The sequence below is a fragment of the Bradyrhizobium hipponense genome, assembly GCF_008123965.1.
In the GTDB taxonomy this organism is placed as follows: domain Bacteria; phylum Pseudomonadota; class Alphaproteobacteria; order Rhizobiales; family Xanthobacteraceae; genus Bradyrhizobium; species Bradyrhizobium hipponense.
In genome coordinates this window covers 36,890-50,791 of the sequence record NZ_VSTH01000055.1, presented here as the reverse complement: position 1 = coordinate 50,791, position 13,902 = coordinate 36,890, and the positions used below count along the sequence as shown (strand labels likewise).

Genomic DNA, 13,902 nt, shown 5'->3' with positions numbered 1-13,902 from the left:
TTGCGCAGAATTTACCCCGAATTTGCAATGCGGATCATACTTTCGCTGGGCCTTATCTGCTCTATAAAGGCAGGGTTCTTGAAATGCAGGATTCGAGGCGACTACCATCGCCCGTGGCCGGTCCGCCAGCCCTTGGAGCACCGTGGATATGGAAAGACGCCTGGCTGCCATCGTCTGCGCCGATGTCGCCGGCTATTCGCGCATGATGGGCAGCGACGAGGCTGGCACCCATGCCGCCTTCAAGGCCCATCGCAGCGCGATTCACCCCATCATCCTCAATCATGGCGGCCGCGTCGTGAAGAACACCGGCGATGGATTCCTGCTGGAATTCCCGAGCATCGTCGGCGCCACCGAGGCCGCGATTGCGATGCAGACGCTGATGGCGGAGCGCAACCAGCACCTGCCCGCCGATCGTGCCATGCAGTTTCGCCTCGGCATCCATATGGGTGATGTCATCGCCGACGAGGACGAGGTCTTCGGCGACGATGTCAACATCGCCGTGCGCCTCGAATCCGTGGCGAGCCCCGGCGGCTTCGCCATCTCGGCCAAGGCCTACGAGGAGGCGAGCAAGCATCTGAGCGTGCCGCTGGTCGATGCTGGCAACCACCGCTTCAAGAACATCAAGGATCCGGTCGGCGTCTGGACCTGGACGCACGAGGGCGCACCGGCGCTTGCGCCCGAGTTGAAGGAGGCATCCAATCTCGCGCAGCAGTACCGGACCGCGATCGTCGGCGTGCTGCCCTTCGCCAATCTCAGCGACGCCCAGGACGAATATTTCTCCGACGGCCTGACCGAGGATCTGATCCACGCGCTGTCGCTGCAATCCTTCTATCGCGTGCTGAGCCGCAACTCGACCTTCACTTTCAAGGGCAGGAACACAAGCACCCGCCTGATCGCGCGGGAGATCGACGCGACCTATTTGATCCAGGGCTCGGTGCGGCGTGCCGGAGCCAAGATCCGCGTCACCGCCGAACTGATTGCGCCGGAAACCGGCGAGCAGCTCTGGACCGGCCGCTACGACCGCGACATCGGCGACCTCTTCGCGATGCAGGACGAGATCACCACGAACCTGTCCGCCGCCATCGCCACCGAGATCGTCCGGGCCGAGGCCTCGGCGCCGGCGCGGCTCTCCACCGACGTCAACGCCTGGGACCGCTTCCTCAAAGGGCTGTCGCACTACTACCGGCAGACCAAAGAGGACCTCAACGCCGCCGTCGAGTTGTTCCGGGAGGCCATCAGGCTCGAGCCCAAACTGTCGATCGCACACGCGTATCTCGCCACGATCCAGATCCAGAGCATCCAGTTCGGCTGGGTCAAGGGCACGCGCCAGATGTGGGCCGAGGCGATGAACCTCGCCGAAACCAGCGTCCGGCTCGACCCGCGCTCCTCCTTCGCGTTCTCGATCCTGTCCTGGGTCCACGCCATGGAGGGGCATGACGAGGCCGCGATGGACGCCGCTAGGCGCGCGGTCGCCCTCAATCCCTACGACGTGGGCGCGCGCGGCGTGCTCGGCATCTGCCATTTCGTCATCGGCGAGCATCGCGAGGCGATCGAGCTGTTTTCAATGGCGGCACAGCGCGACAACAGCGATCCGCGCTACCAATGGGCGGCGCTGAACGCGTTCAGCCATTATCTTCTGGGGCAGTATGATGCGACCCTGTCGTGGGCCCGCGAGCAGCTCTACGTCAACCCCAACCACATGCAGGCGCTGGCGATCCGCGCCGCGGCGCTGGCGCAGTTGGGGCGGATCGCCGAAGCGAGCGAGGCTACCTTGGTGCTCATGCGCAACTACCCGACCCTGAATGTCGACCGCCATTTGCGCAATTTTCACTGGAAGCGGCCCGAGGACATCGCCCATTACCGCGAAGGCCTGCTGAAAGCGGGCGTCCCGCTCGGCAAATTGACCCTGGTCCAGAGCGACGTCAAACGCGCCGCCGAATCCTGAGGGCAGGGCAAGCTGAGCCGGGGCGGCGATCTCACGTCCGCTTTTGTTGACAGCCCAGTGAATTCAGCCACACATTGTCACACGCTGAAGTAGTATAGTCTAAAGTCTGTTTGTTAGGACTTTCCGCGCTTGATCGGCGCGTCTGATTTCACCGATTCGCTGTTTTCAGGATTTTGGGCCATGCATGACCCCACCTCGAAACCCTTCGTTCCCTCGATCGAAGTGTCGCAGGACAATCCCTGTCCGTTCCTGCGCGGCCTCGTCGGCGAGGGTTTTGTAGCCGGCGGAACGGTTCCGCTCGGCGCGCTGTCGCAGACCATCGCGGATGCGAGCGGCGAAACGGGGCCGAAGAAGGCATTCGCCGGCCTCCAGGTCCGCGGCGTGGCGCTCATCGCCAACGGTCTTAAGCACATCCTGAAGAGCATCTTTGCCGGCGCGCAGCTCGACGCGCTGCGCGGCGGCCCCCTCGACAAGCGCGGCGCCGGCTCGCGCATCCTCGGCGTCGACGGCAAGGTCAACGAGGACGAGATCGCGCGGCTTGCCGGCTTCGGCCGTGCCTACGCCGATCCGGACGGCGGCAACACCGAGCAAGGTCTCAACACTTCGGAAATCAAGACCTTCATGAACGACAACCTCAAGCGCGCCGGCAGCGCCGCGCGCTGGTACTATCCGTTGCTGATGAAATTCGAATGGCCCGTCCTTCTGAAGATCATGGGCAAGGGCGAAGGCGAGGACCGCTATCTCAGCGTGGCCGACGTGCGCACGCTGTTCAATGAGCGCAAATTTCCCGCTCGCATCAACCAGCGGCTGCTGACGCAGCCCGTGCTGTCGGCCTGCCAGCGCACAGTGCGGCGCGCCGTCAAGGCCGCGGCGTGGCTGCTCGCCATCGGCCTCGTCGCGCTCGTTGCGGTGGCCGAATTTCCCGACCAAGTCCGCGCCATGCTGCCGCAGAAGGGAATCCTCGCGCAGCTGCTGCCGCCGCCGTTGCCCACCTTGCCGGAGACGACGGCAGCCTACTGGCTCGAGCAAAACTGGTCGCTGAAGGACCGGCACTGGTTCCACCATGCCACTCAGGGCACCGCGACTTTTCCGGTGCCCTATAGCTGGTTCCTGGCGCTGGAGCAGCCACGCCTTCATCTGGTGTCGCGGCCCGGCATGATGAAGGACAGCGTCTATCTCGAGCGCTTCGGCTTCATCCCGAGCCCGCAGTCGATCCAGACCGACGCGACGACACTGCGCCGCTTCGGCTACGCCAATGTCTATGAGACGACAACGTCGTTGCCGGACTGGTCGACCCGGTGGACGGCGGCGGAGAACGTCGACGGGCTGCCGGTGGGCTTCGCGCGGATGACCGGTGTCGTCGATCCGGCGACGGGCCGTCGCGAAGAGGACAAGATCGGACTGACCTGCGCGGCCTGCCATACCGGCCAGATCCACTACAAGGGCGCGGACGTGCGCTTCGACGGCGGCCCCGCCATGACCGACCTGAAGAAGCTCGAGATCGCGACAGGTTTGTCGATCGCCTACACGCTGTATGTTCCGTTCCGCTTCCAGCGCTTTGCCGATCGCGTGCTCGGCCCCGAAGCCAGCAAGACCGACCGCGACGCGCTCAAGCAGAAGCTCAGCGCGATCGGCACGTTCCTGATCGACTGGCAGAACAAGTACAACGATACGATCGCGCACAAGGAGACCTGGGACAAGAAGGTGCAGAAGGACACCGAGGAAGGCTTCGGCCGCCTCGATGCCCTTAATCGCATCGGCAACCAGGTGTTTTCGCAGGATCTCGCGCTGAGCGGGCTCAGTGGATTCGAAAAGAACCTGCATGCCCAGGACGCGCCGGTCAGCTATCCCGCGATCTGGACCGTGCCGTGGTTCAAATTCGCCCAATACGACGCCTCGATCGAACAGCCGCTGATCCGCAATGCCGGCGAAGCCCTCGGCGTGACCGCGCTGCTCAATCTATCGGATGCCTATCCGGAGGACAGGCTTTGGCGGTCCTCGGTTCATATCAACACGCTCGGCTGGATCGAGGACATGCTCAGAGGCCCCGATCCGTTCAAGGCGGCCGAGCCGAAGTTCGGCGGTCTGCTGTCGCCGAAATGGCCGTCGCAGATACTCGACGATGCCTGGAAGCTGAAGCCTGATCGCATCGAACGGGGTCGTGCGATCTACGCCGAGATGTGCTCCGGATGTCACCTGCCGGCCGTCGACACCCCGGCCTTCTGGTCCTCGAAACATTGGGAGGCAAGCGGCGACAGCAAGGTCCTGAACGCGGTGACGATCCCGCTCGACGAGATCAAGACCGATCCCGAACAGTCCCTTGTGCTGAGCAGCAGGACGGTCGACATGCCCGGCTTCCTGAAGGTGAATACCGCCGATCTCAAGACCTGGTGGCAATGCGACGGCTCGACCGCGAGCTCGCCGACCGAGATGGTGTACGCACTGGGCTTGATGACGGTCGTCGACCTCGTCGCCCGCAAGTGGATGGACGACGAGAAGATCCCGGACGCCGAGCGGGCGAAACTGTGGAATCTCGCCCGCAAGAACTGCCTCAATCCGGCGCCCGGACCACGCTATCGGGCGCGGCCGCTGAACGGCATCTGGGCGACCGCCCCCTATCTGCACAACGGCTCGGTGCCTTCGCTGTACTGGCTGCTGAAGCCGCAGAACGAGCGCCCGACGAAGTTCTGCATGGGCCACCGCGACTATGATCCCGTGACCGTCGGCTTTGCGGTCAGCGCGGACGAGCGCTGCAAGACCGGCGAAACGCAGTTCTCCATGACGGGACCTGACGACAAACCGATCCAGGGCAACAGCGTGCTCGGCCATTCCTTCGAGCGCAAGGACGGCGAGCCGAAACGCCCCGGCGTCATCGGCCGTATGTTCAAAGACGACGCCGAGCGCTACGATTTGATCGAGTATCTGAAGACGCTGTAGCGCTCTTTCTTACCTCACCCCGCTTGCGGGGAAAGGTCGGATTGCATCCACATCGTCATTGCCAGCGCAGCGAAGCAATCCAGACCGTCTCCGCAGAAGGATTCTGGATTGCTTCGCTGCGCTCGCAATGACGGAGAATGAGGTCTCTCCGCGAGTCCAATTCTCACCGCCCTCGCAGAGACCGCCGCCTCACTTGAACAGCGGCGTGCCCGGTACGAAGGCGTCGAAGGCGGCCCAGAACTGGGAGCGGTAGCGGTCCTGCTCCTGGAGGATCTCGTGCTTCGAGCCGGCGATGACGAGGTGGGAGCCGGCGCGCAGATGATAGGCGAACTCCTCGATCGCCGCGGTCGACACCACGGTGTCGTTGGAGGCCGCCAGCATCAGGATCGGCTGGCGGATCTCGGACGGGTAGCTCATGCGCTTGAAGGTGTTCATCGCGCGGAACGCCGTGTCGGCCCAGGCGACCGTCGGTGAAGCCAGCCCGAGCGTCGGATCCTCCTCCAGAATCGCGGCATTGCGGGCATAGCGCACGGGGTCGCTGGTCAGGGGGTTGTTGATGAACGGATCGAGCCCGGTGAGGCGGTCGCTGCCGCCGGGAATGTAGCGGCCACCCTGCCCGAGCAGCCGCATCGTCTTCACTAGCGTCCGCACCGGAAACGAGGTGGCGCGGCCGGGCAGGTCGATCATCGGCGCCGACAGCACCATGCGGTCGAACCAGCGTTTTCCCGCATGCGCCAGGCGAAGCATCACCGCGCCGCCCATGGAATGGGCCAGCGCGAAGAAGGGCGGCGGGCAATCGGGCAGCACCACCTGCTGCACGAAGGTCTCGACGTCGATCTCGAAGTCGGCGAAGTCGCGCACATAGCCCTTGCGCGGGTCGCGCAGCCGGCGCGAGGAATGGCCCTGCCCGCGCCAGTCGATCATCGCCACCGCAAAGCCGCGGTCGCGCAGGTCGCGAACCGTCTCGAAATATTTCTCGATCTGCTCGCTGCGCCCGGTGAAGACGCAGACGGTACCCTTGCGGCCCGCGGGCGGCGCCCAGCGCGCAAAACGCAGTTCGGCGCCATCAGGCGTCTTGATGGTACCGCTGACGACGTCTTCGGGCACGGGATTGGACGGAATCGAGACCAGCGTCATGAGTGGGGAAGTGCTGAAAATCAGGGGGCGGGAGCGCCACAGAGGCGCTGATTGCCGCCCTCTTGAACGCAGTTTCCCCAAACCCATATCATCTCGGTGCAGGCCGCTACCAGTGTTTCGGAACCGGAACATCAGGCTGCACACAGACTAAGCCCGGCCCGATAGGCGGGCGGGTTACCAACAGTCGCTCAATGGAGGACTTGACCATGCGTACCTACGATCTGACCCCCTTCTACCGTTCTACCGTCGGCTTCGACCGTCTCTTCAACCTGCTCGACCAGGCCGGTTCGGACGGCAGCCCCGGCTATCCGCCCTACAACATCGAGCGGACCGGCGAGAACGCCTACCGCATCACGGTTGCGGTCTCCGGCTTCGCCAAGGATGAGCTCTCCATCGTCGCGAAGGAAAACACGCTGACGATCAAGGGCGAGAAAGTGGCGAACGAGAACAGCAAGAGCGAAGTGCTCTACCGCGGCATTGCCGCGCGTGCGTTCGAGCGCGCCTTCCAGCTCGCCGACTTTGTGCAGGTGAAGAACGCCTCGCTTGAGAACGGCCTGCTTCACGTCGACCTCGTGCGCGAGATTCCCGAAGCCAAGAAACCGCGCCAGATCGCGATCAACACCGGCGCGCAAGGCGCGCAGGTGATCGAGAACTCGGTCGCCGCCTAAGCACAACGACAGCCGCCAAGTTGCGAAAACGCTCCGGTGCCCCCGGGGCGTTTTTTTGTTTGGCTCTCCTTGTCCCGGCGAAGCCAACAAATCCTACCGCGAGATCGATAATCGTGCGCGGAAGGAATACCGAAGGACGAAACTGCCATACCCTCCCCTGAGACGATGGTCTCGGCCTTTCAGGACGTCACCGATTGGCGGACTGCGTTGCTGGACTACTGCACTGCATCACAGAGCGGTGAAACGGCGTAACGCCGCCGCCCTGCGCCTCGTCCTTTGGATATCCAACCCAAAACAAGACGGAGAACGATCATGACACTTTGGCGCAGCCTTTTCGTCGCCGCGAGCCTGCTGGCGGCTCCCATCAGCCTTGCCCACGCGCAGATCCCGCAGACCGTCAAGGCCAAAAACGTCGTGCTGGTGCACGGCGCCTGGGCCGACGGCTCGAGCTGGTCGGAAGTGATCCCGATCCTTCAGGCCGCCGGATTGCACGTCACCGCCGTGCAGAATCCGCTGTCGTCGCTTGCGGACTCCGTCGAGGCGACCAAGCGTGCGCTGGCCGAGCAGGACGGGCCGACCGTGCTGGTCGCGCATTCCTGGGGCGGCACTGTGATCAGCCAGGTCGGCAGCGATCCGAAGGTCACCGGCCTCGTCTATGTCGCCGCGCGCGCCCCCGATGCGAACGAGGATTTCGTCGCGCTGTCGAAGCAATTTCCGACCGGTCCGGTGCGCGCCGGCATCGTCGAGCGCGACGGTTACACCAGGCTGTCGGAAGACGCGTTCCTGAAGTATTTCGCCAATGGCGTGAAGCTGGAGCAGGCCAAGGAGCTCTACGCCGTGCAATGGCCGACGGCGGCCTCGATCTTCGCCGGGCGCACCACCGAAGCCGCCTGGCACTCCAAGCCGAGCTGGTACGCGGTGTCGAAGAATGACTACACCATCAATCCCGATTTCGAACGCTTCCTCGCCAAGCGCATGAACGCCACCACGATCGAGCTCGATGCCGGCCACCTCTCGCTGGTGTCGCATCCGAAGGAGGTCGCGAATTTGATCCTGGAAGCGGCGGGGTATGGACGGAGCTGAGGGGTGATTGCCTGAACGCAAAGGCGCCCCGAATTTTCGGGCGCCTTATGTTTTGCGTGAGCTCTCTGCCTATTCCAACCCCTGCGCGGCGGGCATCTCCTGGGTCGGCAAGATCGTCGGTGCCGGCTTGGCCTGGCTGACGGTTGGCGCGGCGGTCTCGGCCGGCTTGGGCGGGGCGGCGGCCGCCTGCTGCGCGGGCTGAGCCTGCGGCGCGGCTTGGGCCTGTTGCGGTGCCGGCTCGGGTGATGCTGGCTTGGCGGCGGCCATCGGCCTCTCGCCGCGCGCTGGGGCGGTCTTCGGAATCGGCACAGTACGGCTTGCGACGTGCGGGATCGGGGCTGGCGGCCGCGGTGGGCCGCTACGGACCATGGTCGGCGGCGGGAGCGCGCTTTGCGGCCCGTAAGGTGTTACCGCGCGCTCCTCATGGGCGGGGGCCATGCCGAAGGCGTCGGCGGCCGGCATGAAACGGAGGATCCGGCCATCGCGGGCGTCGATCACAAGACGCCCGTCGTCGCCGCGGCGGTCGATCACCGCAATCGTGTAGACGGCACCGCGCAGGCGAGGGATTCCGAGTGGCGAGAAGCCGTTGTCGCGCAACACGGCGTAAACTTCCGTTGGTGGCAACAGAGCCGGAGCCGGGCCGCGCTCATCATCATACCCATAGCCATAGCGCGGCGGCGGTGCAGCCTCCGGCGGCCCGTACGGACCGTCGATATCGGAGACCGCGGTATAGGGCGCTCGCGCCGCTCCGTTCGCCGGCACCTGCGCCTCAGCGGCCGTTGCCACTAGCGCCAGCGCGGCTGCGGCCACACATCCTGTGAAAAACTTCATGGTCGATACGCTCCTGTCAGGCCCTGACGGGGCTTGCGCTCTTTCGCTTCTTGCGGCGTGGCGCGCCTTTCGAAGGGCCAAGGCGAAGCTTCATTCGGGATTCCGGCGGCGCTTGGGCCGGATCGGGGCGCGTTTGCTTCAAATCCGGGGCGGCGCGCAAGCGGAAAGCGTCGATTGACACGTTGGGAATCGGGACTTGCACGCGCTTGTGTGATAGACAAAAATTTGGCAAGGTGATGTTTAGGACAGGAAGACTGTCTCAATTTTGCTTGCGGTTCCGGCATAGGGATTGCAACGAAAGTTGGTGCTTTCGAGCGCCAGAAGGCAACAGGCAAAGCCGTTCTCGGGGACGTAGAACGCCTTGGCCTGAATTTAAGAAAATGCGGCTCGCAGCGGACGAGCGGTAGCCCAGGAGCGGGTGCCGCGGAACGCCCAAGGTGCGCCGAAGATGGCGGTGAGGCAGCTCGCCGCATGGAGAGGACAGGAATCATGAACGGGTCGCAATTCGGGCGCGCAAGCATCGTGGCAGAACAACTGTCGGCGACGGTCGCCTCGAAAACGACCGATCCGATTCAGGAGCACAATTCGCGTCCGCCGGCTGAAGGGCTCTACGATCCGAGCCTGGAAAAGGATTCCTGCGGCGTCGGCTTCATCGCCAACATCAAGGGCAAGAAGTCCCGCGAGATCGTCGCGGACGCGCTGAGCATCCTCTGCAACCTCGAGCATCGCGGCGCCGTCGGCGCCGACCCGCGCGCCGGCGACGGCGCCGGCATCCTGGTGCAGATCCCGCACGCCTTCTTCGTCCGCAAGGCCAAGGAGCTTGGCTTCACGCTGCCCAATCCCGGCGAATACGCCATCGGCGCGCTGTTCATGCCGCGCGACACCGCCTGGCGCAACGTCATCAAGAGCATTATCGCCGACCAGATCAAGGAAGAAGGCCTGACGCTGCTCGGCTGGCGCGACGTGCCGACCGACAATTCCTCGCTCGGCATCACCGTGAAGCCGACCGAGCCCGCCTGCATGCAGGTGTTCATCGGCCGCAACGGCACCGCCGAGACCGAGGACGATTTCGAGCGCCGGCTCTACATCCTGCGCAAGTCGATCTCCCAGGCGATCTACCAGCGCCGCGACCGCGGGCTCGCCGGCTATTACCCCTGTTCGATGTCCTGCCGCACCGTGATCTACAAGGGCATGTTCCTCGCCGACCAGCTCGGCAAGTACTATCCCGATCTGCACGAGCCGGACTTCGAGAGCGCGCTGGCGCTGGTGCATCAGCGCTTCTCGACCAACACCTTCCCGGCCTGGTCGCTGGCGCATCCCTACCGGATGATCGCGCATAACGGCGAGATCAACACGCTGCGCGGCAACGTCAACTGGATGGCGGCACGCCAGGCCTCAGTGAGCTCGCAGCTCTACGGCAAGGACATCAGCCGGCTGTGGCCGATCTCCTATGAAGGCCAGTCGGACACCGCCTGCTTCGACAACGCGCTCGAATTCCTGGTGCAGGGCGGCTACTCGCTGCCGCACGCCGTCATGATGATGATTCCGGAGGCGTGGGCCGGCAATCCCTTGATGGATGAGAAGCGCCGTGCCTTCTACGAATATCATGCCGCGTTGATGGAGCCGTGGGACGGCCCCGCCGCGATCGCTTTCACCGACGGCCGTCAGATCGGCGCCACGCTCGACCGCAACGGCCTGCGGCCGGCGCGCTACCTCGTCACCAAGGACGACCGCATCGTGATGGCGTCCGAGATGGGCGTGCTGACCATCCCCGAGGACCAGATCATCACCAAGTGGCGGCTCCAGCCCGGCAAGATGCTGCTGGTCGACCTCGAGCAGGGCCGCCTGATTCCCGACGACGAGATCAAGGCCGAGCTCGCCCGGAGTCATCCCTACGAGGAGTGGCTGGAGCGGACCCAGATCGTGCTGGAAGAGCTGCCGAAGGTGCCGACCACCGGCGTACGCTCCAACCTGTCGCTGCTCGATCGCCAGCAGGCGTTCGGCTACAGCCAGGAAGACATCGCCATCCTGATGACGCCGATGGCGGCCACCGGCGAGGAGGCAGCCGGCTCGATGGGCAACGACACGCCGCTCTCGGCGCTGTCGGACAAGGCCAAGCCGCTGTTCACCTACTTCAAGCAGAATTTTGCGCAGGTCACCAATCCGCCGATCGACCCGATCCGCGAGGAGCTGGTGATGAGCCTGGTCTCGATCATCGGACCGCGGCCGAACCTGTTCGACCTCCAGGGGATGGCCACCACCAAGCGGCTTGAAGTGCGTCAGCCGATCCTGACCGACGCGGATCTCGAAAAGATTCGCTCCATCTCCGACGTGGCCGAATCCCACTTCAAGTCGCGCACGCTGGATACGACTTTCCACGCCGGCCTCGGTGCGGCCGGTATGGACCAGGTGCTGGATGAGCTCTGTGCGCGCGCTGAAAGCGCGGTGCGTGAAGGCGTCAACATCATCATCCTGTCCGACCGCATGGTCGGCACCGACCGGGTGCCGATCCCGTCGCTGCTCGCCTGCGCCGCCGTACATCATCATCTGATCCGCACCGGCCTGCGCACCTCGGTCGGCCTCGTCGTCGAATCCGGCGAGCCGCGCGAAGTGCATCATTTCGCCTGCCTCGCCGGCTACGGCGCGGAGGCGATCAATCCCTATCTTGCGTTCGAGACCATCATCGCGATGAAGGACCGCCTGCCCGGTTCGCTCGACGACTACGAGATCGTCAAGCGCTACATCAAGTCGATCGGCAAGGGCCTTTTGAAGGTGATGTCCAAGATGGGCATCTCGACCTACCAGTCCTATTGCGGCGCGCAGATCTTCGACGCGGTCGGCCTCAAGGCCGACTTCGTCGGAAAATTCTTCGCCGGCACCCACACCCGCGTCGAAGGCGTCGGCCTGTCCGAGATCGCCGAAGAGGCGGTGCGCCGTCATGCCGACGCGTTCGGCGACGCGCTGGTCTACAAGACCGCGCTCGACGTCGGCGGCGAATATGCCTACCGCACCCGAGGCGAGGACCATGCCTGGACCGCCGAGTCGGTGGGGCTGCTTCAGCACGCCGCGCGCGGCAATTCGCTGGAGCGCTACCGCGCCTTTGCAAAGATCCTCAACGAGCAGTCGGAGCGCCTGTTGACGCTGCGCGGCCTGTTCCGGATCAAGGGCGCCGAGGAAGAGAAGCGAAAGCCGGTGCCGATCGAGCAAGTCGAGCCGGCCAAGGACATCGTCCGACGTTTTGCCACTGGCGCGATGAGCTTCGGCTCGATCTCGCGCGAGGCGCACACCACGCTCGCGATTGCCATGAACCGGATCGGCGGCAAGTCGAACACCGGCGAAGGCGGCGAGGAAGCCGACCGCTTCAAGCCGATGCCGAACGGCGATTCCATGCGCTCGGCGATCAAGCAGGTCGCCTCGGGGCGTTTCGGCGTCACCACGGAGTACCTCGTCAACTCCGACATGATGCAGATCAAGATGGCCCAGGGCGCCAAGCCCGGCGAAGGCGGCCAGCTGCCCGGTCACAAGGTCGACGCCACCATCGCCAAGGTCCGGCATTCAACGCCGGGCGTCGGCCTGATCTCGCCGCCGCCGCACCACGACATCTACTCGATCGAGGATCTGGCGCAGCTCATCTACGATCTCAAGAACGTCAACCCGGACGGCGCGGTCTCGGTCAAGCTCGTCTCCGAGATCGGCGTCGGCACGGTGGCCGCCGGCGTTGCCAAGGCACGCGCCGACCACGTCACTATCGCGGGCTTCGAGGGCGGTACCGGCGCCTCGCCGCTGACCTCGATCAAGCATGCCGGCTCGCCGTGGGAGATCGGCCTTGCCGAAACCCACCAGACGCTGGTGCGCGAGCGGCTGCGCAGCCGCATCGTGGTCCAGGTCGACGGCGGTTTCCGCACCGGCCGCGACGTCGTGATCGGCGCGCTGCTGGGCGCAGACGAGTTCGGTTTTGCCACCGCGCCGCTGATCGCGGCCGGCTGCATCATGATGCGCAAGTGCCACCTCAACACCTGCCCGGTCGGGGTCGCGACGCAGGATCCGGTTCTGCGCAAGCGCTTCACCGGCCAGCCCGAGCACGTGATCAACTACTTCTTCTTCGTTGCGGAGGAAGTCCGCGAGATCATGGCGAGCCTCGGCTTCCGCACCTTCAACGAGATGGTGGGCCAGACCCAGCTGCTCGACCAGACCAAGCTGGTCGCGCACTGGAAGGCCAAGGGCCTCGACTTCTCCAAGCTCTTCGTCCGCCAGAAGGAGGAAAAGGGCCAGAAGATCTATCATTCGGAGCGCCAGAACCATCATCTGGAAGCGGTGCTCGACCGCTCGCTGATCGAGAAGGCGCAGCCCGCGCTCGACCGCGGCGCACCGGTCAAGATCGAAGCCGCGATCAACAGCACCAACCGTTCCGCCGGCGCGATGCTGTCGGGTGCGGTCGCCAAGATCTACGGCCATGCGGGGCTACCGCATGACACCATTCATGTCAGCCTCAAAGGTACCGCCGGCCAGGCCTTCGGCGCCTGGCTCGCGCACGGCGTCACCTTCGAGCTCGAAGGCGAAGCCAACGACTATGTCGGCAAGGGCCTGTCGGGCGGCAAGATCATCGTCAAGCCGCCGAAGGAGAGCGGCATCGTGCCGGAAGAGAGCATCATCGTCGGCAACACCGTGATGTATGGCGCCATTCAGGGCGAGTGCTACTTCCGCGGCGTCGCCGGCGAGCGCTTTGCCGTGCGCAACTCCGGCGCGGTCGCGGTGGTCGAGGGCGCCGGCGATCATTGCTGCGAATACATGACCGGCGGCATCGTCGTCGTGCTCGGCAAGACCGGGCGCAACTTCGCAGCCGGCATGTCCGGCGGAATCGCCTATGTGCTCGACGAGACCGGTGACTTCGACAAGCTCTGCAACCTCTCGATGGTCGAGCTCCAGCCGGTCCTCTCGGAGGAGATGATTGCCCAGAGCGCCTACAATCAGTTTGGTGACCTCGAGGCGCACGGCCGGGTCGACGTGTTCAACAACCTGCTCGAATCCGACGTCGAGCGGCTGCACGTTCTGGTCACGCGCCACGCGAAAGCGACCGGCTCCAAGCGCGCCGCCGACATCCTTGCCAACTGGAAGGACTGGCTGCCCAAATTCCGCAAGGTGATGCCGGTCGAGTACCGGCGCGCGCTGCGCGAACTGGCCGCCAACGCGGACGCCGAGCCGAAAATCGCGATCGGGGCGTAGGGCAATCACACTCCGTCATTGCGAGCGAAGCGAAGCAATCCAGACTTTCTCCTCGGAAGCAGACTGGATTGCTTCGTC

At 64.6% G+C, this 13,902-nt stretch carries 7 protein-coding genes; 5 read left to right on the top strand and 2 right to left on the bottom strand.

Going from position 1 to position 13,902, the window contains the following annotated elements; genetic code table 11:
* Window positions 1-148: 148 nt before the first annotated feature.
* Both FXV83_RS17795 and FXV83_RS17790 read left to right on the top strand, forming a co-directional pair.
* Window positions 149-1,945, top strand: a complete 1,797-nt coding sequence (locus FXV83_RS17795; protein WP_148740700.1) for an adenylate/guanylate cyclase domain-containing protein — start codon at window positions 149-151, stop codon at window positions 1,943-1,945.
* A 180-nt stretch (window positions 1,946-2,125) separates the two neighbouring features.
* Window positions 2,126-4,882: a di-heme-cytochrome C peroxidase gene (locus FXV83_RS17790; RefSeq protein ID WP_148740699.1), complete on the top strand. Its 2,757-nt coding sequence runs from the start codon at window positions 2,126-2,128 to the stop codon at window positions 4,880-4,882.
* Window positions 4,883-5,071: 189 nt separating this feature from the next.
* Here FXV83_RS17790 and FXV83_RS17785 read toward each other — a convergent pair whose 3' ends face one another.
* Entirely contained in the window at window positions 5,072-6,019 is a 948-nt protein-coding gene (locus FXV83_RS17785) for an alpha/beta hydrolase (protein ID WP_148740698.1), read from the bottom strand.
* A gap of 206 nt (window positions 6,020-6,225) precedes the next feature.
* Between FXV83_RS17785 and FXV83_RS17780 the strand changes: the two genes are divergently transcribed.
* Together FXV83_RS17780 and FXV83_RS17775 are read left to right on the top strand one after the other, a co-directional pair.
* A complete protein-coding gene (locus FXV83_RS17780) occupies window positions 6,226-6,687 on the top strand; it encodes an Hsp20 family protein (RefSeq protein WP_187435980.1) in 462 nt (153 codons plus the stop codon).
* A 312-nt stretch (window positions 6,688-6,999) separates the two neighbouring features.
* Window positions 7,000-7,770, top strand: a complete 771-nt coding sequence (locus FXV83_RS17775; protein WP_148740696.1) for an alpha/beta fold hydrolase — start codon at window positions 7,000-7,002, stop codon at window positions 7,768-7,770.
* A gap of 69 nt (window positions 7,771-7,839) precedes the next feature.
* Here the strand turns inward: FXV83_RS17775 and FXV83_RS17770 are convergent, their stop codons facing one another.
* Window positions 7,840-8,601, bottom strand: coding sequence for a hypothetical protein (locus tag FXV83_RS17770; protein ID WP_148740695.1), 762 nt, complete (start codon window positions 8,599-8,601; stop codon window positions 7,840-7,842).
* Window positions 8,602-9,090: 489 nt separating this feature from the next.
* On the opposite strand from FXV83_RS17770, the gene gltB reads away from it, so the two are divergent.
* Window positions 9,091-13,824, top strand: coding sequence for a glutamate synthase large subunit (gltB, locus tag FXV83_RS17765; RefSeq protein ID WP_148740694.1), 4,734 nt, complete (start codon window positions 9,091-9,093; stop codon window positions 13,822-13,824).
* The last annotated feature ends 78 nt before the right edge of the window (window positions 13,825-13,902 follow it).